The 22,607-nt window shown below is 65.8% G+C and carries 22 protein-coding genes; 7 read left to right on the top strand and 15 right to left on the bottom strand.

Annotated features, from left to right (window positions below; all coding sequences use genetic code 11):
- Positions 1-65 precede the first annotated feature (65 nt).
- From VHP37_28995 to soxA, 5 genes are all read left to right on the top strand, one after another.
- Positions 66-1,481 carry a phospholipase D-like domain-containing protein gene (locus VHP37_28995; GenBank protein HEX2830409.1) on the top strand — a complete coding sequence of 472 codons (1,416 nt, stop codon included), beginning with the start codon at positions 66-68 and terminating at the stop codon, positions 1,479-1,481.
- Between the two features lie 120 nt (positions 1,482-1,601).
- Positions 1,602-2,006 (top strand): sulfur oxidation c-type cytochrome SoxX, encoded by a 405-nt coding sequence (soxX, locus tag VHP37_28990; protein ID HEX2830408.1) that lies wholly within the window; start codon positions 1,602-1,604, stop codon positions 2,004-2,006.
- A 1-nt stretch (position 2,007) separates the two neighbouring features.
- Positions 2,008-2,469 carry a thiosulfate oxidation carrier protein SoxY gene (locus VHP37_28985; GenBank protein HEX2830407.1) on the top strand — a complete coding sequence of 154 codons (462 nt, stop codon included), beginning with the start codon at positions 2,008-2,010 and terminating at the stop codon, positions 2,467-2,469.
- Entirely contained in the window at positions 2,451-2,795 is a 345-nt protein-coding gene (soxZ, locus tag VHP37_28980; protein ID HEX2830406.1) for a thiosulfate oxidation carrier complex protein SoxZ, read from the top strand. The genes VHP37_28985 and soxZ overlap by 19 nt, the downstream gene beginning before the upstream one ends.
- Complete coding sequence (soxA, locus tag VHP37_28975; GenBank protein HEX2830405.1) at positions 2,792-3,580, top strand: sulfur oxidation c-type cytochrome SoxA; 789 nt, start codon at positions 2,792-2,794, stop codon at positions 3,578-3,580. Before soxZ ends, soxA begins: the two co-directional genes overlap by 4 nt.
- A 165-nt stretch (positions 3,581-3,745) precedes the next feature.
- On the opposite strand, the gene VHP37_28970 is transcribed toward soxA, so the two are convergent.
- The 10 genes from VHP37_28970 to VHP37_28925 all read right to left on the bottom strand — a co-directional run bounded on the left by VHP37_28970 (position 3,746) and on the right by VHP37_28925 (position 13,323).
- Entirely contained in the window at positions 3,746-4,801 is a 1,056-nt protein-coding gene (locus tag VHP37_28970) for a 2-oxoacid:ferredoxin oxidoreductase subunit beta (GenBank protein ID HEX2830404.1), read from the bottom strand.
- A gap of 36 nt (positions 4,802-4,837) precedes the next feature.
- Positions 4,838-6,670 (bottom strand): 2-oxoacid:acceptor oxidoreductase subunit alpha, encoded by a 1,833-nt coding sequence (locus VHP37_28965; GenBank protein HEX2830403.1) that lies wholly within the window; start codon positions 6,668-6,670, stop codon positions 4,838-4,840.
- 25 nt (positions 6,671-6,695) lie between these two features.
- On the bottom strand, positions 6,696-8,516 hold the full coding sequence (locus VHP37_28960; GenBank protein ID HEX2830402.1) for an FAD-dependent oxidoreductase: 1,821 nt from the start codon (positions 8,514-8,516) through the stop codon (positions 6,696-6,698).
- A 244-nt stretch (positions 8,517-8,760) separates the two neighbouring features.
- Positions 8,761-9,009 carry a hypothetical protein gene (locus VHP37_28955; protein ID HEX2830401.1) on the bottom strand — a complete coding sequence of 83 codons (249 nt, stop codon included), beginning with the start codon at positions 9,007-9,009 and terminating at the stop codon, positions 8,761-8,763.
- A 71-nt stretch (positions 9,010-9,080) separates the two neighbouring features.
- Positions 9,081-9,407, bottom strand: a complete 327-nt coding sequence (locus tag VHP37_28950) for a chaperone modulator CbpM (GenBank protein HEX2830400.1) — start codon at positions 9,405-9,407, stop codon at positions 9,081-9,083.
- Positions 9,404-10,366, bottom strand: a complete 963-nt coding sequence (locus VHP37_28945; GenBank protein ID HEX2830399.1) for a DnaJ C-terminal domain-containing protein — start codon at positions 10,364-10,366, stop codon at positions 9,404-9,406. Before VHP37_28945 ends, VHP37_28950 begins: the two co-directional genes overlap by 4 nt.
- A gap of 36 nt (positions 10,367-10,402) precedes the next feature.
- Entirely contained in the window at positions 10,403-11,323 is a 921-nt protein-coding gene (locus VHP37_28940; protein HEX2830398.1) for a tripartite tricarboxylate transporter substrate binding protein, read from the bottom strand.
- 300 nt (positions 11,324-11,623) lie between these two features.
- The gene (locus VHP37_28935; protein HEX2830397.1) at positions 11,624-11,842 is read right to left on the bottom strand and encodes a PIN domain-containing protein; all 219 of its coding nucleotides are present in this window, start codon (positions 11,840-11,842) and stop codon (positions 11,624-11,626) included.
- Positions 11,839-12,099: a hypothetical protein gene (locus VHP37_28930; protein HEX2830396.1), complete on the bottom strand. Its 261-nt coding sequence runs from the start codon at positions 12,097-12,099 to the stop codon at positions 11,839-11,841. Before VHP37_28930 ends, VHP37_28935 begins: the two co-directional genes overlap by 4 nt.
- A gap of 117 nt (positions 12,100-12,216) precedes the next feature.
- On the bottom strand, positions 12,217-13,323 hold the full coding sequence (locus VHP37_28925) for an NAD/NADP octopine/nopaline dehydrogenase family protein (GenBank protein ID HEX2830395.1): 1,107 nt from the start codon (positions 13,321-13,323) through the stop codon (positions 12,217-12,219).
- Between the two features lie 107 nt (positions 13,324-13,430).
- On the opposite strand from VHP37_28925, the gene VHP37_28920 reads away from it, so the two are divergent.
- The gene (locus tag VHP37_28920; protein HEX2830394.1) at positions 13,431-14,147 is read left to right on the top strand and encodes a transposase; all 717 of its coding nucleotides are present in this window, start codon (positions 13,431-13,433) and stop codon (positions 14,145-14,147) included.
- 31 nt (positions 14,148-14,178) lie between these two features.
- On the opposite strand, the gene lpdA is transcribed toward VHP37_28920, so the two are convergent.
- The 5 genes from lpdA to leuS form a co-directional block, all read right to left on the bottom strand.
- Positions 14,179-15,975 (bottom strand): dihydrolipoyl dehydrogenase, encoded by a 1,797-nt coding sequence (lpdA, locus tag VHP37_28915; GenBank protein ID HEX2830393.1) that lies wholly within the window; start codon positions 15,973-15,975, stop codon positions 14,179-14,181.
- A gap of 116 nt (positions 15,976-16,091) precedes the next feature.
- Entirely contained in the window at positions 16,092-17,348 is a 1,257-nt protein-coding gene (locus tag VHP37_28910; protein HEX2830392.1) for a glutamate-5-semialdehyde dehydrogenase, read from the bottom strand.
- 63 nt (positions 17,349-17,411) lie between these two features.
- Positions 17,412-18,458 (bottom strand): DNA polymerase III subunit delta, encoded by a 1,047-nt coding sequence (gene holA, locus VHP37_28905; protein HEX2830391.1) that lies wholly within the window; start codon positions 18,456-18,458, stop codon positions 17,412-17,414.
- Between the two features lie 9 nt (positions 18,459-18,467).
- Complete coding sequence (gene lptE / locus VHP37_28900) at positions 18,468-18,992, bottom strand: LPS assembly lipoprotein LptE (protein ID HEX2830390.1); 525 nt, start codon at positions 18,990-18,992, stop codon at positions 18,468-18,470.
- On the bottom strand, positions 18,979-21,564 hold the full coding sequence (gene leuS / locus VHP37_28895) for a leucine--tRNA ligase (GenBank protein ID HEX2830389.1): 2,586 nt from the start codon (positions 21,562-21,564) through the stop codon (positions 18,979-18,981). The genes lptE and leuS overlap by 14 nt, the downstream gene beginning before the upstream one ends.
- Positions 21,565-21,671: 107 nt before the next feature.
- On the opposite strand from leuS, the gene VHP37_28890 reads away from it, so the two are divergent.
- Positions 21,672-22,538, top strand: a complete 867-nt coding sequence (locus VHP37_28890; protein HEX2830388.1) for a FecR domain-containing protein — start codon at positions 21,672-21,674, stop codon at positions 22,536-22,538.
- Positions 22,539-22,607: the final 69 nt, after the last annotated feature.

The raw sequence follows: 22,607 nt of genomic DNA, 5'->3' as shown, positions 1-22,607 counted from the left end.
CGCGGGCCGCGAAGCGGCCCGCTAATTGCACCAGCAGGCAGCCCTTACACTCTGCCGCTGGTGCGATGCGCTCTGCCGTCGTCCTGTTCGTCCTCACGCTGCTTGCCGGATGCGCGACGCTTCCGGAGGTGCACCCGTGGTCGAACGCGGTCGATACGGACAAGCGGCCGACCATCGTCGGCGTACGGGGCGAGCTGTCCGAGAAGCGCACCGCGGCCGTGCTGGCGAGGCTGCAGGCGAAAGGCGCCTCGGACCTGCTCGTGCGGCACCTCGCGGTCGAGGAGGACGTCGCGGGCCGCCCGCTCACCGTCGGCAACAGCGCGACCATGCTGATCGACGGTCCCTCGAGCTACCGCTCGATGTTCGAGTCGATCGACCGCGCGAAAGACTCGATCAACCTCGAGTTCTACATCATCGAGGACGACGAAGTCGGCCGCCGCTTCGCCGACGCGCTGCTGAAGAAGCGCGCGCAGGGCGTGGCGGTGAACCTCATGTACGACAGCGTCGGCTGCAACAAGACGCCGGCGCCTTTCTTCCAGCGGCTGCGCGACGGCGGCGTCAACGTGCTCGAGTACAACCCGGTCAATCCGCTGAAGGCGCGCGGGGGGTGGCGCGTGAACAACCGCAATCACCGCAAGACGGTCATCGTCGACGGCGAGGTCGCGTTCACCGGGGGGATCAACATCAGCGAGGTGTATTCGAGCGGTTCGTCGCCGGGCTCGGGACGCCGCGGCAGCGGCTTCGGCTCGGGCGGCGGCTTCTCCCGCGGATCGGACACGAAGAACGGGGATGTCGGCTGGCGCGACACCAACGTGCGCATCGAGGGGCCCGCGGTCGAGCAGCTCCAGCGGCTCTTCATGGACACGTGGCAGAAGCAGGGCGGTCCGGCCTTCGAGGAGCGCACGTGGTTCCCGCCCGCGAAGCGCGCGGGCTCGCACCCGGTGCGCATCATCGCGAGCGGTCCCGACGACGAGGTGCCGGCGATCTACGTCGCGCTGCTCGGCGCGATCGAATCCGCGGAGAAGTCCGTCCACATCACCATGGCGTACTTCGTCCCCGATCCGCAGACGATCCAGGTGCTGAAAGCCGCCGCGCGCCGCGGCGTCGACGTGAAGCTCGTGCTGCCGTCGTACACCGATTTCTGGGCGGTGTTCCACGCCGGGCGCTCGCATTACGCCGAGCTGCTCGAAGCCGGGGTGCAGATCTACGAGCGCCAGACCGCGCTGCTGCACGCCAAGACGATCGTGATCGACGGTGTGTGGTCGACCGTCGGCTCGAGCAACCTCGACTGGCGCAGCTTCCTCCACAACGCCGAGCTCAACGCGGTGGTGCTGGGCTGGGATTTCGGCCAGCAGATGGAAGCGATGTTCGCCCGCGATCTGAAGGAGGCGGTGCGTATAACGCCCGACGCATGGGCTCGCCGGGGCATCGAGGTGCGGATGAAGGAGACGGCGGCGAGGGTCTGGGAATACTGGCTATAGACGCCTGACTTCGCGCGATAATACGGGGAAGCGGGGGCGCCGGCGCCACCGGGCGATCGGGGATCCGACCCCGCGGAGGAACTCATACGTAAAATCGTGAGTCACCCATTGGGGGCGCTTATGCTCGCCGGGGTTGCCGCGTGTGCCGCGACGACGCTGCCTTACGCCGTGAACGGCGATGCGATCGACGAGCCCCTGACCAGGGCGGCCGGCGATCCGCAGCGGGGCCGCGAGATCGTCATCGGTCGGGATGCGAACTGTCTCTTGTGTCACTCGATACCGGATCCGGAACAGCGCTTCATGGGCAACGTCGCGCCGCCGCTCGCAGGCGTGGGATCGCGGCTCTCCAAGTCGCAGATTCGCTTGCGCGTCGTCGACCCGACTCGAGTGAAGCCGGACGTCGCGATGCCGGCGTACTATCGCACCTACGGGCTGGACCGCGTGATGGAGCCGTATCGAGGAAAACCGGTGCTGACCGCACAGCAGGTCGAAGACGTCGTCGCCTATCTATCAACGTTACGCTGAGATGAAGAACCGCTCGAGACGCCGCTTTCTCGCCGCCGCCGCGGCCGGCGTCGTAGGCGCCCACGTGCGCGTGAGCGCCGCCGCGCTGCCCAGGATCGAGGTGCTCGATCCGCTCGTGCAGAAGATCACCGGCGGCGCGCCGCTCCAGGAAGGGCGCGTCACGCTCGACATCCCCTCGCTCTCGGACAACGGCCACTCGGTGCCGCTCAAGATCACGGTCGCGAGCGCGATGAACGAGAGCGACTACGTCAAAGCGATCCACGTGCTGTCGGAGAAGAATCCGCGGCCGGTGATCGCGACCTACCACCTCAATCCGCGCTGCGGCCGCGCCGAGATCGCCACGCGCGTACGTCTCAACGGCGAGCAGAACATCCTGGTCGTCGCGGCGATGGCCGACGGCTCGTTCCAGGCCGCCACCGCGCACGTCGTCGTCACCGAGACGGCGTGCCTCGACGCCACCTGACCGCCATGGTTGCCCGCATACAGATCCCGAAGGAAGCGAAGCGCGGCGAGCTCATCACCGTGCGCATCGCGATCCAGCACCCGATGGAGACCGGCTTTCGCTACGACAACCGCGGCAAGCCGATTCCCAAGAACGTCGTGAACACGCTCACGTGCACTTACGACGGCGCCGAGGTGTTCCGCGCCGAGATGGGCTCGGGGATCTCGGCGAATCCCTATCTGCAGTTCTACACGCGCGCGACCGCGAGCGGCGACATGGTGTTCGAATGGGTCGACGACGCCGGCGTGCGCGGGAGCGAGCGGGTGCCGATCACGGTCGCCGGATGACGCTGGTGCGCACGGTCGCGATCGCCGCGGCCTTCGCTTTCGCGTGCGCGTCGGCCGCACCGCTCGAGCGGCCGATCCCGCCGGAGCAGTTGAGGAACGGCAGCACCTTCACCAGCGAGGCGAACCGCAAGCTCCAGGCGGACGATTTCGAGAATCCCGGCATGCTGTGGGTCGAGCGCGGCGCGAAGCTGTGGTCCGAGCCCGCCGGCAAATCGGGGAAATCGTGCGCGAGCTGTCATGACGAGGCGGGCAAGAGCCTGAAAGGCGCGGCTGCGCACTATCCCCGGGTCGACCCGCCCAGCGCGCGGCTCGTCAATCTCTCCGACCGGATCAACCTCTGCCGCGAGCGCCATCAGCAGGCGCTGCCTTACGCGCTCGAATCGGACGAGCTCCTCGCGATGAGCGCGTTCGTGACGAATCAATCGCGCGGCGTGCCGATGAACGTCACGATCGACGCCCACAACGCGCGCGACTTCGAGCGCGGTCGCAGCCGTTTCTACCGGCGCATGGGGCAGATGAACCTCTCCTGCGCGCACTGCCACGACCGCAACTGGGATCGCACGCTGCTGTTCGAGAAGATCAGCCAGGGGCAGCCGACGGGCTTCCCGACGTACCGGCAGGAGTGGCAGACGCTGGGCTCGCTCCAGCGCCGCCTGCGTGCGTGCTATTCGGGATTGCGCGCGCAGATGCCGCCGTACGGCGCGCGGGAGCTCGTGGAACTCGAACTCTTCCTCGCGTGGCGGGCTAATGGCCTGCCGATCGAGGCGCCTGGGGTGCGCCGCTGAAGACTACAAAAGCGTTTTAACCGCAAAGGACGCAAAGGACGCAAAGGAAAGGCGACGAAGCGGGTGGGCGATCTCGACATGCACGCACTTGAGCACGATAGCTCGGAGCGTCACCGATCGACGAAAACCTTTGCGTCCTTTGCGTCCTTGGCGGTCGATTGCTTTTTAACGCAGCGAAGCGTTGATCCGCTCCAGTGCTACTGCCCCCGGGCACAGGTCGCGGGTCGCGAGCTGGTTCAGCGGCGTCTCGACGGTGTTGAGATGGTGGTGCAGGTCTTGCGCCTGCGGGTCGATGTAGAGCAGGCCCGTCACCACTTCACCCGCCGCCGCGCGCTGCTGGAGGTAGTTCATCACCTTGATGCGGTCGGTCGGATCGTAGTCGCCGGCGAGCTTGCGCAGGCGGATGATCGAGCCGTCGTGCTGCGTCACGTTCACCACTTCTCCGGCGTCGTAATCGGCGGTGATCTCCTCGCGGCCTTCGATGAAATCCAGGCGGTTCACCGCCTCGTTGTGCTGGCGCACGTACTCGTAGCTCTTGGTCGAGCCCGCGTGGTTGTTGAACGCGACGCACGGGCTGATGACGTCGATGAACGCCGCGCCCTGGTGCTCGATCGCGCCCTTGATCAGCGGCACGAGCTGTTTTTTGTCGCCCGAGAAGCTGCGGCCGACGTAGGTCGCGCCGAGGATCATCGCCATGCCGATGAGATCGAGCGGCTCGTCCATGTTGGCGATGCCGCGCTTGCTCTTCGAGCCCTTGTCGGCGGTCGCCGAGAACTGGCCCTTGGTCAGGCCGTACACCCCGTTGTTCTCGACGATATACACCATGTTCACGCCGCGCCGGATCGCGTGCACGAACTGGCCGATGCCGATCGAAGCCGAATCGCCGTCACCCGAGACGCCCATGTAGAGCAGGTCGCGGTTGGCGAGGTTGGCGCCGGTCAGCACCGAGGGCATGCGGCCGTGCACGCTGTTGAAGCCGTGCGAGTTGCCGAGGAAGTAGTCGGGCGTCTTGGACGAGCAGCCGATGCCCGAGAGCTTGGCGACGCGGTGCGGCTCGATGTCGAGCTCCCAGCACGCCTGCACGATCGAGGCGCTGATCGAGTCGTGGCCGCAGCCCGCGCACAGCGTCGAGATCTTGCCTTCGTAGTCGCGCCGGGTATAGCCGACCTGGTTCTTGGCGAGGGTCGGGTGGTGGAGCTTCGGTTTGGCGAGATAAGTCATATTAAGTCCGTGAAACGTGAAATGTGAAACGTGAAATCATGAGACGCGTTTCAACGGAACTACCGTGCGTGCCGCGGCGTGTTGCGAGATCTGGTCGACGATGTAGCGCGCGGTGATCGGCGTGCCGTCGTAGTGCAGGATCGAGAGCAGGCGCGACGGGTTGAGCTTCGCTTCGTTCACCAGCATCGTCTTCAACTGTGCGTCTCGGTTCTGCTCGACCACGAACACCCACGGGTGATTCGCCACGAAGTCGTTGATCTCTTCCGCGAACGGGAAGCCGCGCACCCGCAGCGCGTTGACGTGGATGCCTTTCTCGGCGAGCACGTGCATCGCTTCGACCATTGCGGGGCTCGTCGAGCCGTAGAAGATCGCGCCGAAGCGCGCGGGCTTCTCGGCCGGATAGAGCAGGGGCTTCGGAACGAGCTGCTTCGCGGTCTCGAACTTGCGCAGCAGGCGCTGCATGTTGTCGACGTAATCGGGACCGGCTTCGCTGTAGCGCGCGTAGCGGTCCTTGGTGGTGCCGCGGGTGAAGTACGCGCCTTTGGTCGGATGCGTGCCGGGATAGGTGCGGAACGGGATGCCGTCGCCGTCGACGTCGAGATAGCGCCCGAAGTCCCTGCCCGATTCGAGATCGGCGTGCGACATCACCTTGCCGCGGTCGTACTCGCGCGTGTCGTCCCACTGGAACGGCTCGCACAGCCGCGTGTTCATGCCGATGTCGAGGTCGGTCATGACGAACACCGGCGTCTGCAGCCGCTCCGCGAGGTCGAAGGCCTGCGCGGTGAGCTCGAAGCACTCGGTCGGATCCTCGGGGAAGAGCAGCACGTGCTTGGTGTCGCCGTGCGAGGCGTAGGCGCAGGCGAGGACGTCCGACTGCTGGGTGCGCGTCGGCATGCCGGTCGACGGTCCGCCGCGCTGCACGTCGATCAGCACCACCGGGATCTCGGCGAAGTGCGCGAGGCCGATGAACTCCTGCATGAGCGAGATGCCGGGTCCCGAGGTCGCGGTGAACGAGCGTGCGCCGTTCCAGCCGGCGCCGATCGCGATGCCGATCGAAGCGAGCTCGTCCTCGCCCTGGATGATGCCGAACTTGTTCTGGCCGGACGCCGGATCGACGCGCAGCTTCTGGCAGTACTTGATGAACGCTTCGGCGAGCGACGACGAGGGCGTGATCGGATACCACGCGCAAACGCTCGCGCCGCCGTAGACCGCGCCCAGCGCCGCGGCGCTGTTGCCGTCGATGAAGATCTTGTTGCCGACGTTGTTCGAACGCTTGATCGTGAGGCCGATCGGGCACGACAGGTTCTGGAGCGCGTAGTCGCGGCCCAGGCGCAGCGCTTTCACGTTCGACTGCAGCAGCGCTTCCTTGCCTTTGTACTGCTCGGAGAAGAGCTTCTCGATCTCGGCGGGATCTATTTCCAGCAAGGCGGAAAGAGCGCCGACGTAGATGATGTTCTTGAAGAGCTGGCGCTGCCGGGGATCGGTGTAGGTCGCGTTGCAGATCTCGGTGAGCGGCATGCCGATCACGTTGACGTCGTCGCGGAACTTCGATTTCGGCAGGGGCTTGGAGCTGTCGTAGAAGAGATAACCGCCGGGCTCGATCTCCTTCACGTCGTTGTCCCAGGTCTGCGGGTTCATCGCGACCATGAGGTCGACGCCGCCGCGGCGGCCCTGGTAACCGGTCTCGTTGACGCGCACCTCGTACCACGTCGGCAGACCCTGGATGTTCGACGGGAAGATGTTGCGCGGGCTGACCGGCACGCCCATGCGCAGGATCGATCGTGCGAAGAGCTCGTTCGCCGACGCCGATCCGGAGCCGTTGACGTTGGCGAACTTGACGACAAAATCGTTGACCGCTTGCAGTTGCATGCTTTCGTTTCCCCCGTTTGTCGTCTCAGGCTGCTTTGCGCTGGGGCCTGCGGCAGCCGGGACCGGCGTGCGTCATTTCCAGCAGGAATTTCTGCATGTCCCACGCGCCCGTCGGGCAGCGCTCGGCGCACATGCCGCAATGCAGGCACACGTCTTCGTCCTTGGCCATGATGCGGCCGGTCTTGAGCGTGTCGGAGATGTAGAGGCTTTGATCCGGATGCAGCGAAGGCGCGGTGAGGTGCTTGCGCAGCTCCGCCTCCTCCTCGTTCGGCGTGAACGTGATGCAGTCGGTCGGGCAGATGTCGACGCAGGCGTCGCATTCGATGCAGAGCTTGGGCGCGAAGACCGTCTGCACGTCGCAGTTCAGACAGCGCTGCGCTTCGGCGAAACCGGTCTTGGGGTCGAAACCGAGCTCGACCTCGACCTTGATGTCGCGCAGCGTCACCTTCTTGTCCTGCCACGGCACCTTGTAGCGCAGCTCGGGCGAGATCGCGTTGTCGTAGCTCCACTCGTGGATGCCCATCTTCTGGGACACGAGGTTGAACGTCGGGTCGGGGCGCTCGGTGATGTCCTCGCCGGTGAGCATCTTGTCGATCGACACCGCGGCGTCGTGGCCGTGCGCGACCGCCCAGATGATGTTCTTGGGACCGAACGCCGCGTCGCCGCCGAAGAACACTTTCGGGTTCGTCGACTGGAAAGTCACCTTGTCGACCACCGGCATGTTCCACTTGTCGAACTCGAGCCCGATGTCGCGCTCGATCCACGGGAACGCGTTCTCCTGGCCGATCGCCACCAGCACGTCGTCGCACTCGACGAAGACGTCGGCCTCGCCGGTGGGGACGAGATCGCGACGGCCCTTGGCGTCGTAGGTCGCTTTGACTTTCTCGAATGTCATGCCGACGAGCTTGCCGTTCTGGATCTTGAACTCTTTCGGCACGAGGTAGTTGAGGATGGGGATGTCTTCGTGCGTCGCGTCTTCCTTCTCCCACGGCGAGGCCTTCATCTCCTCGTAGCCCGAGCGCACGATGACTTTTACGTCTTCGCCGCCGAGGCGCTTCGACGAGCGGCAGCAGTCCATCGCGGTGTTGCCGCCGCCGAGGACGATCACACGCTTGCCGATCTTGTCGATGTGGCCGAACGACACGCTCGAGAGCCAGTCGATGCCGATGTGGATGTTCGCGGCGCCTTCCTTGCGTCCGGGAATGTCGAGATCGCGGCCGCGCGGCGCACCGCTGCCGACGAATATCGCGTCGTAGTTTTCGGCGAGCAGCGCTTTCAGGCTGTCGATGTTCTGTCCGGCTTTGAAATCGACGCCGAGATCGAGGATGTAGCCGACTTCCTCGTCGATCACCGACTCGGGCAGGCGGAAGCGAGGGATCTGCGTGCGGATCATGCCGCCCGCGCGCTTGTCGCCGTCGAAGATCGTCACGTCATAACCAAGGGGCGCTAGATCGCGCGCGACGGTGAGCGAAGCGGGACCCGCGCCGACGAGCGCGATGCGCTTGCCGTTCTTCTGTTTCGCGGGTTTGGGCATGCGGTCGCGGACGTCCGACTTGTTGTCGGCGGCGACGCGCTTCAGGCGGCAGATCGCGACGGGCTCGGGTTTCTCGGCGTTGGCTTCTTCGACGCGGCCGCGTCGGCAGGCGGGCTCGCAGGGACGGTCGCAGGTGCGGCCGAGGATGCCGGGGAAGACGTTCGATTTCCAGTTGACCATGTAGGCATCGCTGTAGCGGCCTGCGGCGATCAATCGGATGTATTCGGGGACAGGAGTATGGGCGGGACACGCCCACTGACAATCGACGACCTTGTGGAAATAGTCGGGCTGCTGGATATCAGTCGGCTTCATGTTCCTCCTATGGCGCCCGGTTTCTCAAGCGCCGTGGGACCGATCTGACCTGTTGCCCGGACCTGCGCGCTACTCGTTCGTATGGGGCGGTGCGGAGGGAATCCTACGCTTTTGTTGCAATGCTGAAAAGCGAGTTACATCAATAACGTGCATAAATGAAAAAGCCGGCGGGGACGCCCTGCCGGCTCTTGTTTCGGCACGGTCTGACCCCCGCTTCATCGGGGTCAGACCCTGGTTTACTCAGTTAACGGCGCAGTGCGATCAGCGCGATGATCGCCAGCAGTCCGCCGCCGACCAGCCACATCGTGGACGGAGAAATCGTCCGGTGCAGGTTGAGCTCCTCGCGGTCGTGCGGCATCGAGAGCGCGACCGGGTCGCTGGCGGGAAAGCTGTCCGCGACGGCATCGTCCAGCTTGCGATCCACGGCCCTGTGCGCCGCGCCGGTCGTCCCCAGCTTGTCCTGTATCCCTTCTATCGCAGTGGTGAGCGCCATAAATGCTCCTTTCTGATCAGTCGTCTGTTCGCTATCGATTCCTTCAGCAATGCCTGTGCCGCGAGGAGGCTTCAGCGGTTCGGCCGCGGCAGCCGTGCGCGCATGCGCTGCAACTCGGATTCGAGCTCTTCGACGCGCTCCAGCAGCGAGAGCGCGAGCGCGAGCCCCGGCGTGTTCAGCTCGAAATCGTCGCGCAGCCGGCACGCGGTGCGCGCGGCGACGATGCATTGCGCTCCGAAGCTCCATTGCGGTGCATCCGCGTCGAGCGGCTCGAACGCGCCGATCTCGACGAGCTCGCGCAGCTCGGATTCGGAAAGACCCGAGCATTGAGAGAGCTCGATGAGCGTCACGCTGCCGCGCTCGTCGAGCCACAGCGTTTCGGTGATCTCCACGGTCACTTGTCCATCTCCGATTTGAGATGCGCGCGCGGATCGAACTTCGACGTCGCGGCGAGCTTCTCGTACTCCGCTTTCTCTTCATCGGTCACGTCGTGCGGGACCGCGATCTGTACGACGGCGTAGAGATCGCCTTCGTTCCCCGGTTTCGGAAGACCTTTCCTGCCGAGGCGAAGCTGCTGGCCCGACTGCGTGCCCGGGCGAATCTTCAGCCGTACCGGCCCGCCGAGGGTCGGCAGCTCGACGCTGGTGCCGAGCACCGCTTCCCACGGCGCGAGCGGCAGATCGACGAAGAGATCGCGGCCGCTCACCCGATAGATCGGATGCGGCCGCAGCGAGACGTTGATGTAGAGGTCGCCGTCGCGCCCCCCGTTGATGCCCTTGCCGCCCTGGCCGCGCAGGCGCAGGCGCTCGCCGTCGGAAACGCCGGGCGGGATGCGCGCCTTGATGTTCTTCGCCACGCGGCGGAGCAGGCCGCGGTCGTCGTACTCGGGCATCTGCAGGGCCATCTCGACCATCGTGCCGTGAAAGGCCTGCTCGAGCGTGATCTCGGCGGCGATCTCGAAGTCCTCGCCGGGGATCGGCCTGTCGGGACGCGGGCGCGCGCGACCGCCGGTGTAGCCGTGCCCGCCGCCGCGCAGGCTCGCGAAGAGGTCCGCGAGATCGACGTCGTCGAACGAAAAACCGCCGCCGCCCTGGTTGAACTGCTGCTCCCAGCCCGGAGGCGGCCGGAAATCCTGGCCGGGGTTGTAGCTGCCGAGCTGGTCGTAGGCGGCGCGCTTCTCCGGATCCTTGAGGGTCTCGTAGGCCTCGGACACCTCCTGGAACTTCTCCTTGGCGTCCTTCTCCTTGGAGACGTCCGGGTGGTATTTGCGCGCGAGCTTGCGGTAGGACTTCTTGATCTCGTCCGCGGAGGCCGTTTTCTCGACGCCGAGCGTCGCGTAATAGTCCTTGTATTTCATCGCGTATAGATAGGAGCTTGGCGGCGCAAGTTCAAGTCACTCCGCCTTGGCCCCCGTCTTCTTCACGAGCGCCGACCACTTCGCGCGCTCGCGGTCGATGAAGGCGCCGAAAGCGGCCGGGCTCTCGGACAGCGCCAACTCGATGCCGAGCGCGCCCTGCTGCTGGCGGACTTCGGGGTTCTGCGCGGCGCGCTTGAAGTCCTCATGCAGCTTCGAGACGATGGCACGCGGCGTGCCCGCCGGCGCCAGTACCCCGTACCACGCCGCCGCTTCGTAGCCCGGCACGCCGGCTTCGGCGATCGTCGGCACGTCGGGCAGCGCCGGGATGCGGCGCGCGGTCGCGGTGCCGAGCGCCACGAGCTTGCCCGAGCGCACGTGCGGGATCGCTGCCACCGAGCCGAAAGCAAGCTGGATGCGTCCCGCGATGAGGTCGACGTTGGTCGCGCTCGCGGCCTTGTACGGCACGTGGACGAGGTTGACGCCTGCCATCTCCTTGAAGAGCTCGCCCGCGAGGTGCTGCGACGAGCCCACGCCCGCGGAGCCGTAGGCGAGCGTGCCGGGCTTCGCCTTCGCGAGCGCGATCAGCTCTTTCACGCTGCGCGCCGGCACCGAAGGATTCGCGAGCAGGATGTTCGGCGTCTGCGCGAGCTGTGTGACCGGCATGAAGTCTTTCACCGAGTCGTACGGCATCTTCGAGTGCAGCGCCGGGTTGATCGCGTGGCTCGGGCTCACCAGCACCAGCGTGTAGCCGTCGGGCGCGGACTTCGCGGCGATCTCGGTGCCGACGATGCCACCCGCGCCCTGGCGCGGATCGACGACGAGCTGCTGGCCCCACAGCTCGCTGAGCTTGGGCGCGATGGTGCGCGCGATGGTGTCGGGCGCGCCGCCGGGGGCGCCGAAGGAGAGGACGAGGCGGACGGGACGCTTCGGATAGTCCTGGCCGTGAACGGAGGTCACGGCGAGCGCTGCAATCAGCGCACACGCACATTTCATTGGAGCCTTTCGAGCACGAATTTTGTGGCGCAGGCATCCTTGCCTGCAAAAGAAACCCGCTTCAACGTTGCCATCAGCGTCGGAGCCTCACGCCGACAGATCGATCCAGACCAACCCGTCCACCTCGACAAAGTGACGGTCGAACGACAACAGGTCTGCACCGGTTTCCAGGGCATGCGCGGCGATCCAGATATCGTTCGTGGGGATCGGGCGTCCCTTGGCGCGGAGCGCAGCAGCAACACGCCCGAACCTGTCCGCGGTGACCTAGGAAACCGGCACTACCGTGACGTGGGGGTTGTCGATGAACGCCTCGAGCTCGGTGAGGTTCTTGCGCAGACGAGTGCCCTGCCGGAAGCCGGCCATCAGCTCGCCGGCGACGACCGTCGACAGAAACACCGTTTCGGCGCGCGTCACGCGCCGGACCACGGCGTCGTTCCCGCGTTTCAGGGCCGAATAGGCATTCGTGTCCAGCAGTACCTTCATTTCCAGAAATCGGGGTCGACCTCTTCGAACGGCCGGACAGCACGGCGGAACTCCTCTTCCTCTTCCGGCGACCAGGTCCCGATCAGCTCTTTCATTGAATCGCCGACGCATGAGGCGCCTTCGCTGGGCGCCAGCCCCGCGCCCTGGCGAATCAGCAGCACCGCCGCCTGATTGAGCGACAGGCCACGCGCTTTTGCCACTTCGCGAATGCGGCGCGCGAGCGCCGGATCGAAGCCGCGCAACGTCAGTTGATTCATGGATGCCTCATACATGAGTCACAACAGCGCAGTCTAGGCGGACGAGCGCTGTCGGTCAAAAAAGGCAGGGGGAGACGTCGCGCGCGGGTGTGCAACGCACGCAGGAGAAAACCCGTGTCAACGGAATCCTTCGCGCGCGGTCTTCACGATGCCGGCAGCGTCGAGGCCCGCGAGGCCGAGGCGCTCCAGCGTGCGCTCCTCGCGCTCGAAGCTGCGGCCGAGCTGGAACTGCGCGATCGCGATCACCGCATCGATTGCGGGCGTCTTCACACCCGCCGCGCGGCCGAGCGAGGCGATCGGCATCAGCCCGGTCGGCACGTCCTCGGTCACGTATTTGTGATCGAGCGTGCCCGCTGCGCGGTTCGCGACGTACGCGCCGTCGTCGTCGTAGGAGAGGCGCTTGATCGTCTCCACGAGCGTCGGCTCGCGCACGCCGTAGACGCGCTCGAACCAGTCCTGCAGGGAGAGCACTTGTGTCCCCAGCGCGCGCGCCACGGCGAGACGATCCTGATCGACCGCTTCGTAAAGTCTTGCGACTGCGGGCGTCACGCCTTCGCCGTAGAACTTGTACCCGCCGCCGGCTTCGATGCGCGCCGCGTTCGAGATGCAGTTCGCGCAGTGGAGCACCGCGTTCATGTTGGTGAGGCCGGTGTGCAGGACGTCGGGCGCGGCGACGATCTGCGGGAAGAGCGGCTTGAGCCGGTCGATCGCCTGCTGCGTGTCGGGTGCCGGAAACGCCGCGACCTGCAGCCAGCGCTTGTCGGTGGTGCGCCGAAAGCGCGTCGGCTCCGGCCTGCGCATCGCGTGCGGATAGCAGTCCATCTCGCACAGCACGATCTTCGCCGTGCATCCCGCGCGATCGAGCTCGCGGCGCACGAGCAACGTGCCGCCGGTGTTGCCCTGGATCAGCAGCACGAGCTGGCCGTCCTCGAGGAGGTTTGCTAAATCCTGAGCGACCTTGGTGTGCGTGTTGCCGCCGGAGACCACGATGACGATCTCGGCGCCTTTCACAGTTTCGGCGAGATTCGTTGTAGCTCTCTCGACCGCCGCGAATCCCCACGGCGTGCCGTCGAGATGCTCGACGTCGAGACCGCCGCGGCCTCGCACCAGCGCGAGCGGTTTGTCGTCGATGTCATTGAGACGCACCGTATGGCCCGCGAGGCCGAGGTGCGCGGAGAGGCGCAGGCCGCCGGGGCCGGCGCCGACAATACCGATAGTCGCCATCAGTTCTTCACCTATGTTAATGGGGTCAGGTCCACTTTTTCGTAGCGCTGTCCACGTCTCGTGCGCCCGAACGTTGAGCTCATTATCTTCCCACCATGGGGGGTGTCATGGCTCGACGGGCCCGGCTGCGTCTGGCGCGCGTGCCTATGCACGTCATTCAGCGCGGCAACAATCACGGCGCCATCTTCTTCGCGCCGTCTGACTACGACTTCTATCTCGACCGGCTCGACGATGCGATGAGCAGGCATGGATGCGCCATCCATGCGTATGTGTTGATGACGAACCACGTGCATCTGCTGCTCACTCCTTTCGCGGCTGACGCGGTTTCGCTGGCAATGCGCGATCTCGGGCGCTGCTACGTCCAGCAATACATCAACAAGGCCTATGCCCGCAGCGGTACCCTCTGGGAAGGCCGATTCAAAGCGTCGCTCGTAGCTGCCGAGGACTACTTTCTCACCTGTTGCCGCTACATCGAGCTCAATCCGGTTCGCGCAGGGATGGTCTCGCATCCGGCGGATTACCGCTGGTCGAGTTACCGGCACCATGCGCTCGGTGAGCCGAATTCGTGTCTGACGTCGCACCCGCTGTTTCGCCGGCTCGGTGCGAGCCCGGAGGAGCGGCGCAGTGCATATCAAGCTCTATTCCGGCACGACCTGGAGGCAGAGGAGCTCCGCACGATCCGCGTTGCCGCGAATGGCGGTTGGCCGGTCGGCGGCGAATGTTTCAAGGATCAAATCGAAGCAGCGCTCGAGCGGCCGGCACGACCGCCGCGACGAGGACGGCCGCAACAGCACGGCCGAAAATGTGGACCTGACCCCAATTAATTTCGACGCATTCCTTCGCGCGCTTTTGACGTTATGACTTCTTGGGCATGTAGAGATCGGTGATGCTGCCCTCGGCAATCTCGGCGGCGAACGCTACGGTCTCGGACAGCGTCGGGTGCGGGTGCACCGACAGCGCGATGTCCTGGACGTCCGCTCCCATCTCGAGCGCGAGCACCGCTTCGGCGATCAGCTCGCCGGCGTTGACGCCGACGATCGCGCAGCCGAGCACCTGATGGGTGTTCTTGTCGGTGATGAGCTTGGTCAGCCCGTCGTCGCGGCCGGTCGAGAGCGCGCGGCCGCTCGCGGCCCACGGGAACACCGCTTTCTCGTATTCGATACCCTGCTTCTGCGCGTCGGTCTCGGTGAGGCCCATCCACGCGATCTCGGGATCGGTGTAGGCGACCGAAGGAATGGTGCGTGCGTCGAAGAACGCCTTGTGCCCCGCGATCACTTCGGCGGCGACCTTCGCTTCGTGCGTCGCCTTGTGCGCGAGCATCGGCTCGCCGCAAACGTCGCCGATCGCGAAGATGTGCGGCACGTTGGTGCGCTGCTGCTTGTCGACCGGGATGTAGCCGCGCTCGTTGACGTTGACGCCCGCCGCTTCGGCTTTGAGGTCGCGGCCGTTGGGACGGCGGCCGACCGCCATCAGGATGTAGTCGTAGACCTGCGGCTCGGGTGCTTTGTCCCCTTCGAACATGACCTTGAGGCCGGCTTTCTGCGACTCGATCCTGGTCACTTTCGTCTTCAGCATGATCTTCTCGTAGCGCTTCGAGATGCGCTTCGAGAGCACGTTGACGATGTCCTTGTCCGCGCCGGGGATCAGCGAATCCATGAGCTCGACCACGCTCACTTTCGCGCCGAGCGCGTCGTACACCGTCGCCATCTCCAGCCCGATGATGCCGCCGCCGATGACGAGCAGGCGCTTCGGGATCTCCGGCAGCTCGAGCGCGCCGGTCGAATCGAAGATGCGGTGATCGTCGTAGGGAAAACCGGGAATCTTCGCGACCGAGGAACCGGCGGCGATGATGCAGTGGTCGAAGCCGACGACCTTCGGCCCATCGGGCGTCTCGACTCGGATGGTGTTCGCCGACGCGAACTCGCCGCGGCCGGTGACGACCTGCACCTTGCGCTGTTTGGCGAGGCCGGTAAGACCTTTGGTGAGCTTCCCGACGACGCCGGCTTTCCACTGCCGGATCTTGTCGACGTCGATCTTAGGTTTCCCGAACGAGATGCCGGCGTGCGACGCTTCCTCGGCTTCGGTGATCACCTTGGCCACGTGCAGCAGCGCCTTGGACGGGATGCAGCCGACGTTGAGACACACGCCGCCGAGCGTGGGATAGCGCTCGATCAGCACCGTCTTCTTGCCGAGGTCCGCGGCACGGAAGGCCGCGGTATAACCGCCGGGTCCCGCGCCCAGCACGACGACTTCGGCGTGGATGTCCGCGCCTTCGATCGGCGCCGAGGGCTTGGACGTCGGCACCTGCTGTTGCTGGGGCGCGCTCGGCGCCGCGGCGGGCGCCTTGGCCTGCTGCTGCGGCGCTTCGGCGGCCGGCGCCGGCGCTTTCGCCTGCGCGTCGCCGCCGCCGTCCTCGGCGTCGAGCGTCAGCAAGAGCGTCCCTTGCGAGACCCGGTCGCCGACCTTGATCCTGAGGTCGCGCACCGTGCCGCCCGACGGCGACGGTACGTCCATCGTCGCCTTGTCCGATTCGAGCGTGACCAGCGTGTCTTCCTTGCCGATCGTGTCGCCCGGCTTCACCAGCACTTCGATGACTGGGATGTCCTTGAAGTCGCCGATGTCGGGGACTTTGACTTCTATTGTTTTGCTCATCGGTTTTGTCAAAAGCGTGAACGGGTGAACGAGTGAACAGGTGAACGGGTGTGCTGTCGGTAAAACATGAGGTAACTGTTGCTTACGCTCGAACTACCCGTTCACCCGTTCACGCCTTACTGTCGGATGTGGCCGTCTCCGACGACGACCCACTTCAGCGACGTGAGTCCTTCCAGACCCACCGGGCCGCGCGCGTGCAGCTTGTCGGTCGAGATTCCGATCTCCGCACCGAGGCCATATTCGTACCCGTCGGCGAAGCGCGTGGAGGCGTTGATCATCACCGAGCTCGAATCGACTTCGCGGATGAAGCGGCGGGCGCGGCTGAAGTCTTCGGTCACGATCGCGTCGGTATGCTGCGAGCCGTACGTGGCGATATGGTCGAGCGCTTCGTCGAGCCCCGCGACGATGCGCACCGACAGGATGGCCGCGAGGTATTCGGTGTACCAGTCTTCTTCCGACGCCGGCAGCATCTGCGGCACGATCGCCCGCGCCTCGTCGTCGCCGCGAAGCTCGATACCCTTGTCGGTGTAGATCTTCGCCAGGCGCGGCAGAACTTTCTTCGCGACGCCGCGCGCGACGAGCAGCGTCTCCATGGTGTTGCACGTGCCGAGGCGCTGGGTCTTGGCGTTGTCGGCGACGCGCACCGCCTTCTCCATGTCCGCCGCGTCGTCGATGTAGACGTGGCAGATGCCGTCGAGGTGTTTGATCATGGGGATGCGCGACTCGCGCTGGAGGCGCTCGATCAGGCTCTTGCCGCCGCGGGGCACGATGACGTCGACGCAGTCCTGCATTGTGATGAGCTCGCCGACCGCGGCGCGGTCGGTGGTCTCGATCACCTGCACCGCGGTCTCCGGCAGCCCGGCCTTGCGCAGCCCCTCGTGGATGCACGCTGCGATCGCCTGGTTCGAATGGATCGCTTCGGAGCCTCCGCGCAGGATCGCGGCATTGCCCGATTTCAGGCACAGCGCCGCGGCGTCCGCCGTCACGTTGGGACGCGATTCGTAGATGATGCCGATGACTCCCAGCGGCACGCGCATCTGCCCGACCTGTATGCCCGAGGGACGGAAGCGCATGTTCATGATCTCGCCGATGGGATCCGGCAGCTTCGCGACCTGCTCGAGGCCGTCGGCCATCGCCGCGATGCTCTTGTCGGTGAGGGTCAGGCGGTCGATCGCGGCGCTGTCGAGGCCGCGCGCCCGGGCCGCTTCGACGTCTTGCGCGTTGGCGGCGAGCAGCGCGGCTTGCGTGCGCCTGATCGCTTCCGCGGTCGCGGTCAGGGCGAGGTTCTTGGCGGCGGTCTCGGCCTTCGCCAGCACGCGCGAAGAAGCGCGCGCTTCGCGGCCGACACCGTGCATGTAAGTCTGAACGTCCATGGCTTGAATAATATCTGATTGCGCCCGCAGGCGGTCCGCGAAAACCGTCGCGGCGGGAAGGGTTTAGGCGGTGGTCGCAGCGGGTCGGCGAGGCCGGGTTGCGGGGCCGCCGGCGCGCGCGAAGCGCAGCGCGAGGTGCAGCAGCTCGTCCCACAGGTCGCCCTTGTCGAGGCCCTTGATGATGCGATCGATGGCGGCGGCGTGGGCGAGCGCTTCGGCGATGTCCTGCGGGGTAAAGCGCGAGTAGCACGACTGGAAATGGGATTGTCTCGGACCGTAGATGCGCGCCTCGCGCAAGGCGACCGCGATCGGGCGGCCGCCCGCGGTCAAGCTCACCACGCGCCCGAGCGCGCGGATCACTTCGGTGAGCTGCCACAGCGCGAAGGGCGGCGGCGCGCCTTCGGCTTTGAGGCCTTCGAACATGCGCACCAGCCTCGAAACGTCCCCTTCGAGCATCGCCAGCCCGATCTCGTCGACGTCGTAGCGCGCGACGTCGAGCACCGCCTCGCGCGCCTGCTCGAACGAGAGGCGGCCCGGCGGAAACAGGAGCGCGAGCTTCTGCACTTCCTGGTATGCGGCCATGAGGTTGCCTTCGACCCGCTCGGCGATGAACGCGAGCGTATCGGCATCGGCTTCCTGCTTCTGCGCTTTCAGCCTGCCCGCGAGCCACTGCGGCAGCGCGTTGCGCGTGACGAGCCGCGCTTCGACCATGACGCCCGCTGCGGCGAGCGCGTCGAACCACGCCGCTTTCTGCGCGCGCCAGTCGATCTCGGGAAGCTGGATCAGCGTCACCGTCTCTTCGGGAAGGCGCTTGCAGAATTCCTGCAGCGCGTTGCCGCCTTCCACGCCGGGCTTGCCGTTGGGGATGCGCAGCTCGAGCAGCTTTCTCGATGCGAAAAGCGACTGCGCGCTTCCCGCCATCGCGAGCTCCGACCACTGGAAGCCCGACTCCACCGTCAGCACCTCGCGCTCGGCGTAGCCTTGCGAGCGCGCCGCGGCGCGGACGCGATCGGCGGCTTCGAGCGCGAGCAGCGTCTCCGCCCCGTGCACGGTGTAGAGCGGTTGCAGCTCGCGCAGATGGGGCTGGAGCTGTTCGGTGGTGATGCGCACGCCGCGATCCTAGAGCTTGCCTTCGGTCTTGGCGCCGCCGTTACCGTTCACCTTCGCGTTCGCCACCGCCTGCAGGCGCCGCACGAGCTGGTGCACGGCGTCGTTCTGCATGTCGCGATAGAGCAGCGCTTCCTCGCCTTCCTTGGAGAGCTGGGCCTGGTCGTCGAACGAGAAGTCGCGGCGCAGCACGATCTCGCCGGGCTCGGCGATCAGGTTCTTCTGCTTGTCGTACACCTGGTACTGGAGACGATAGCGAAGCTGGAACTCGCGCACGCGGCCGCCCGCGGACAGCGACAGGATCTCTTTCTCGCGGAACTCGTTCATCACCTGCAGCGTCGCGTCGGCCTCCTCGGGACGCGAGGCGATGCGCGTCTTGCTGCCGGTGCTGACGACGCGCTTCAACTGCGCGGCGAAGACCGAGCCTCGCGGCGCCTCGACGTAGAGGTTCTCGAACGGCAGCGTGGCGGCGCCGCGCGGCTGGAAGCCGCAGGCGGCGAGCAACAGGCAAAGCGCGGCGGCCTTAAACCACGACATTGACGAGCCTTCCCGGCACGACCACGACCTTCTTGATCGCCTGGCCGTTGACGAACTTCTGCACGTTCGCGTCGGCGAGCACCAGCGCCTCGATCGCTTTCTTGTCCGCTTCGCGCGGCACTCGCACGTCGCCGCGCTTCTTGCCGTTCACCTGCACCACGAGCTCGATCTCGTCCTGCACCAGCGCGGCCGGATCGTGCTCGGGCCACGGCGCCGTCAGGATGTCGCCGCCGTACCCGAGATCTTGCCAGAGCTGATGGCTGACGTGCGGCGTGATCGGCGAGAGCAGGCGCAGCAGGAGGTTGAAGCCTTCGTGCAGCACCGGCGCGGCGTCGGTTGCGTTCCTGCCGGCTTCGAGCGCGTTCAGGATCTTCATGCCTGCGGTCGCGACCGTGTTGAACTGGTGGCGCGACATGTCGTAGTTCGCCTGCTTCACCTGCGCGTGCACTTCGAGGCGCATGGCGGCGGTCCCGGGCGCGAGCGACGCCGGCAGCGCGCCGGCCGGCGCCATCTGCGAAAGGTCGTAGCCGAACGTCCACAGGCGGCGCAGGAAGCGCGCCGCCCCGGCGACGCCGTCGTCTTTCCAGAGCAGCGTGTCCTCGGGCGGCGAGGTGTTCATCATGAAGAAGCGCGCGATGTCGGCGCCGTACTGCTCGATCAGCGCCTGCGGGTCCACGCCGTTGTTTTTCGACTTGGACATCGTGCCGATGCCCTGCGACTCCACCGGCTGGCCGTCGGCGATCAGCTTGGCGCCGGTGCGGTTGCCTTTGTCGTCGAAGGTGAGCTCGACTTCCGCCGGGTTGTAATACACGAGGCGCGCGCCTTCGCCGGCTTTGCGGAAGAAGATCTCGTTCAGCACCATCCCTTGCGTGAGCAGGTTGTCGAACGGCTCGTCGATCTTGACGAGCCCGAGGTCGCGCATCGCCTTGGTCCAGAAGCGCGAGTAGAGCAGGTGCAGGATGGCGTGCTCGATGCCGCCGATGTACTGGTCGACCGGCAGCCAGTAGTCGACGCGCGCGTCGACCATCGACTCGTCCTCATCGGCGCACGCGAAGCGGTGGTAATACCACGACGAATCGACGAAGGTGTCCATCGTGTCGGTCTCGCGCCTGGCGTCCGCGCCGCACTTCGGGCACTTGGTGTTCACGAAATCGGCGCGCTTGTTGAGCGGGTTGCCGTGACCGTCCGGCACGCAGTCTTCGGGCAGCACGACGGGGAGCTGCTCGTCGGGCACCGGCACGTCGCCGCACGTCGGGCAGTGCACGATAGGGATCGGGCAGCCCCAGTAGCGCTGGCGCGAGATGCCCCAGTCGCGCAGGCGATAGAGCACGCGTTTCTCGCCGAGGCCTTTGGCCGCGAGGTCCGCTGCGATCGCATCGACCGACTGCTGGTACTCCAATCGGTCGTATTTGCCCGAGTTGATGTTGACGCCGTAGTCGACGTACGCCTCTTTCAAAGGCAGCTCGAGCTCGCCGTCCTTCGGCTTGATGACTTCCCTGATCGGCAGCTTGTACTGCGTCGCGAACTCGAAATCGCGCTGGTCGTGCGCCGGCACCGCCATCACCGCGCCTTCGCCGTAACCCATCAGCACGTAGTTGCCGACCCAGACCTCGACCGGCTCGGCGGTGAGCGGATGCATGACCTTGATGCCGGTCGGCATGCCTTTCTTCTCGATGGTCGCGAGGTCGGCTTCCATCACGCTGCCGCGCTTGCACTCGTCGATGAACGCGGCGAGCTCGGGATTGCCTTGCGCCGCGCGCTGCGCAAGCGGATGCTCGGCGGCGACGGCGACGAACGTGACGCCCATGATGGTGTCGGCACGGGTGGTGAACACCCAGAGCTTGTCGTCCTTGCCGTCGAGCGTATACGAGAAGGCGAACCGGACCCCATGAGACTTCCCGATCCAGTTCGCCTGCATCGCTTTCACCCGCTCGGGCCAGCCGGGCAGGGTGTCGAGTGCCGAGAGGAGCTCGTCGGCGTATCGGGTGATCGCGAGGTAGTACATCGGGATCTCGCGCTTCTCCACCGTCGCGCCGGTGCGCCAGCCCTTGCCGTCGATCACCTGCTCGTTGGCGAGCACCGTCTGGTCGACCGGATCCCAGTTGACGACGCCGGTCTTCTTGTACGCGATGCCTTTCTCCAGCATGCGCAGGAAGAACCACTGGTTCCAGCGGTAGTACTCGGGTGTGCAGGTGGCGAGCTCGCGGCTCCAGTCGATGGCGAGGCCGAGCGACTTGAGCTGCTTCTTCATGTACGCGATGTTGTCGTACGTCCACTTCGCCGGCGGCACGCCGTTCGCCATCGCCGCGTTCTCGGCCGGGAGGCCGAAGGCGTCCCACCCCATCGGCTGCATGACGTTGTAACCCTTCATGCGGTGATAACGGGTGAGCACATCCCCTATGGTATAGTTCCTCACGTGTCCCATATGCAGCTTGCCCGAGGGATACGGGAACATCGACAGGCAGTAGTACTTCGGTTTGTCCGTTGTTTCGACGGCTCGGAACGCGCCCGAGTCTTCCCAGGATTTCTGAGCGTCGCGTTCGACGACGTGCGGGTTGTATCTCTGCTGCATACTGGGAAAAGTCGGTAAAAGTGGTGAAAAATCACAATTATAACCGCATCGATTTCGCAGCCCGGCGCGTATATCCCACTCTGTTCCACATCAGGGGAGCTGTGACCATGCGCCGTCTCATCGCCGCCGCCGTGCTCGCGCTGGCCGCTAAGAACGTCTTCGCCGCTGCCGGCGCCGCAGTGCTCACCGTCGAATCGGTTCTGAGCCCCGCGTGGGTCGAGCGCGCGAACGGACGCCGCGAGCCTCTGACCGTCGGCATGGCGCTCAGCAACAAGGAGAAGGTGCACACCGGCGACGGCGGGCGGGCGACCCTGCGCATGGCCGAGGGCAGCACGGTCAAGCTCGGCGAGTCCGGCATGCTCGAGGTCGACAACCTCGCCCAAAAAGGCGCCGGCAAGGGCGGCGTCGTGAGCGCGACATTGGACGTGGTGCGCGGCGCGTTCCGCTTTACGACCGGTCTCCTCAACAAGTCGGGCGCGCAGCGTGAGGTGAACGTCAAGGTCAACGCGATCACCGCGGGTATCCGCGGCACCGACGTGTGGGGCAAGTCCGAAAGCGATCGCGACATCGTCTGTCTGCTCGAAGGGCGCATCACGGTGAGCCACGGCGCCGCGCAGTTCCAGATGACCGAGCCCAACTCGTTCTACATCGCTCCCCGAACCGGACGTGCGCAGCCGCCTTCGAACGTCACGCCGCAGCAGGTCAAGGAATGGTCCGACGAGACCGAGATCTTCCCGAAGATGGGCGGTTCGCGCGCGGGCGGCACCGCGCTCGTGAAAGTCGCCTCGGCGCCCGACGAAGCGGCGGCCAACGCGCTGCGCGACAAGCTGCGCGAATCGGGCTTTCCCGCGACGATCGCGGTCGCCGGCCAGGGGTACGACGTGCGCATCGAGTCGATGCCGGACGCCGCTGAAGCCTCGATACTCGCCGAGCGGCTGCGGCGCATCGGGTTCCCCCAAGCGCAGCCGCAATAATCGTCGTTCCCGCGAAGGCGGGAACCCATTCGGCGCGACGCGTCGTCCTGGCGAAGGCCAGGATCCATT

The sequence above is a fragment of the Burkholderiales bacterium genome, assembly GCA_036262035.1.
Lineage (GTDB): Bacteria > Pseudomonadota > Gammaproteobacteria > Burkholderiales > SG8-41 > JAQGMV01.
Note: the sequence above shows the minus strand (reverse complement) of the source record. Positions and strands in the feature narration are given on the sequence as shown.

Bases quoted from the DNA above. Each gene is read 5' to 3' on its own strand.
- VHP37_28995 (HEX2830409.1), top strand. From the start codon at position 66: ATGCGCTCTGCCGTCGTCCTGTTCGTCCTCACGCTGCTTGCCGGATGC.
- soxX (HEX2830408.1), top strand. From the start codon at position 1,602: ATGCTCGCCGGGGTTGCCGCGTGTGCCGCGACGACGCTGCCTTACGCC.
- VHP37_28985 (HEX2830407.1), top strand. From the start codon at position 2,008: ATGAAGAACCGCTCGAGACGCCGCTTTCTCGCCGCCGCCGCGGCCGGC.
- soxA (HEX2830405.1), top strand. From the start codon at position 2,792: ATGACGCTGGTGCGCACGGTCGCGATCGCCGCGGCCTTCGCTTTCGCG.
- VHP37_28970 (HEX2830404.1), bottom strand. From the start codon at position 4,801: ATGACTTATCTCGCCAAACCGAAGCTCCACCACCCGACCCTCGCCAAG.
- VHP37_28965 (HEX2830403.1), bottom strand. From the start codon at position 6,670: ATGCAACTGCAAGCGGTCAACGATTTTGTCGTCAAGTTCGCCAACGTC.
- VHP37_28960 (HEX2830402.1), bottom strand. From the start codon at position 8,516: ATGAAGCCGACTGATATCCAGCAGCCCGACTATTTCCACAAGGTCGTC.
- VHP37_28955 (HEX2830401.1), bottom strand. From the start codon at position 9,009: ATGGCGCTCACCACTGCGATAGAAGGGATACAGGACAAGCTGGGGACG.
- VHP37_28945 (HEX2830399.1), bottom strand. From the start codon at position 10,366: ATGAAATACAAGGACTATTACGCGACGCTCGGCGTCGAGAAAACGGCC.
- VHP37_28935 (HEX2830397.1), bottom strand. From the start codon at position 11,842: ATGAAGGTACTGCTGGACACGAATGCCTATTCGGCCCTGAAACGCGGG.
- VHP37_28930 (HEX2830396.1), bottom strand. From the start codon at position 12,099: ATGAATCAACTGACGTTGCGCGGCTTCGATCCGGCGCTCGCGCGCCGC.
- VHP37_28925 (HEX2830395.1), bottom strand. From the start codon at position 13,323: ATGGCGACTATCGGTATTGTCGGCGCCGGCCCCGGCGGCCTGCGCCTC.
- VHP37_28920 (HEX2830394.1), top strand. From the start codon at position 13,431: ATGGCTCGACGGGCCCGGCTGCGTCTGGCGCGCGTGCCTATGCACGTC.
- lpdA (HEX2830393.1), bottom strand. From the start codon at position 15,975: ATGAGCAAAACAATAGAAGTCAAAGTCCCCGACATCGGCGACTTCAAG.
- VHP37_28910 (HEX2830392.1), bottom strand. From the start codon at position 17,348: ATGGACGTTCAGACTTACATGCACGGTGTCGGCCGCGAAGCGCGCGCT.
- lptE (HEX2830390.1), bottom strand. From the start codon at position 18,992: ATGTCGTGGTTTAAGGCCGCCGCGCTTTGCCTGTTGCTCGCCGCCTGC.
- leuS (HEX2830389.1), bottom strand. From the start codon at position 21,564: ATGCAGCAGAGATACAACCCGCACGTCGTCGAACGCGACGCTCAGAAA.
- VHP37_28890 (HEX2830388.1), top strand. From the start codon at position 21,672: ATGCGCCGTCTCATCGCCGCCGCCGTGCTCGCGCTGGCCGCTAAGAAC.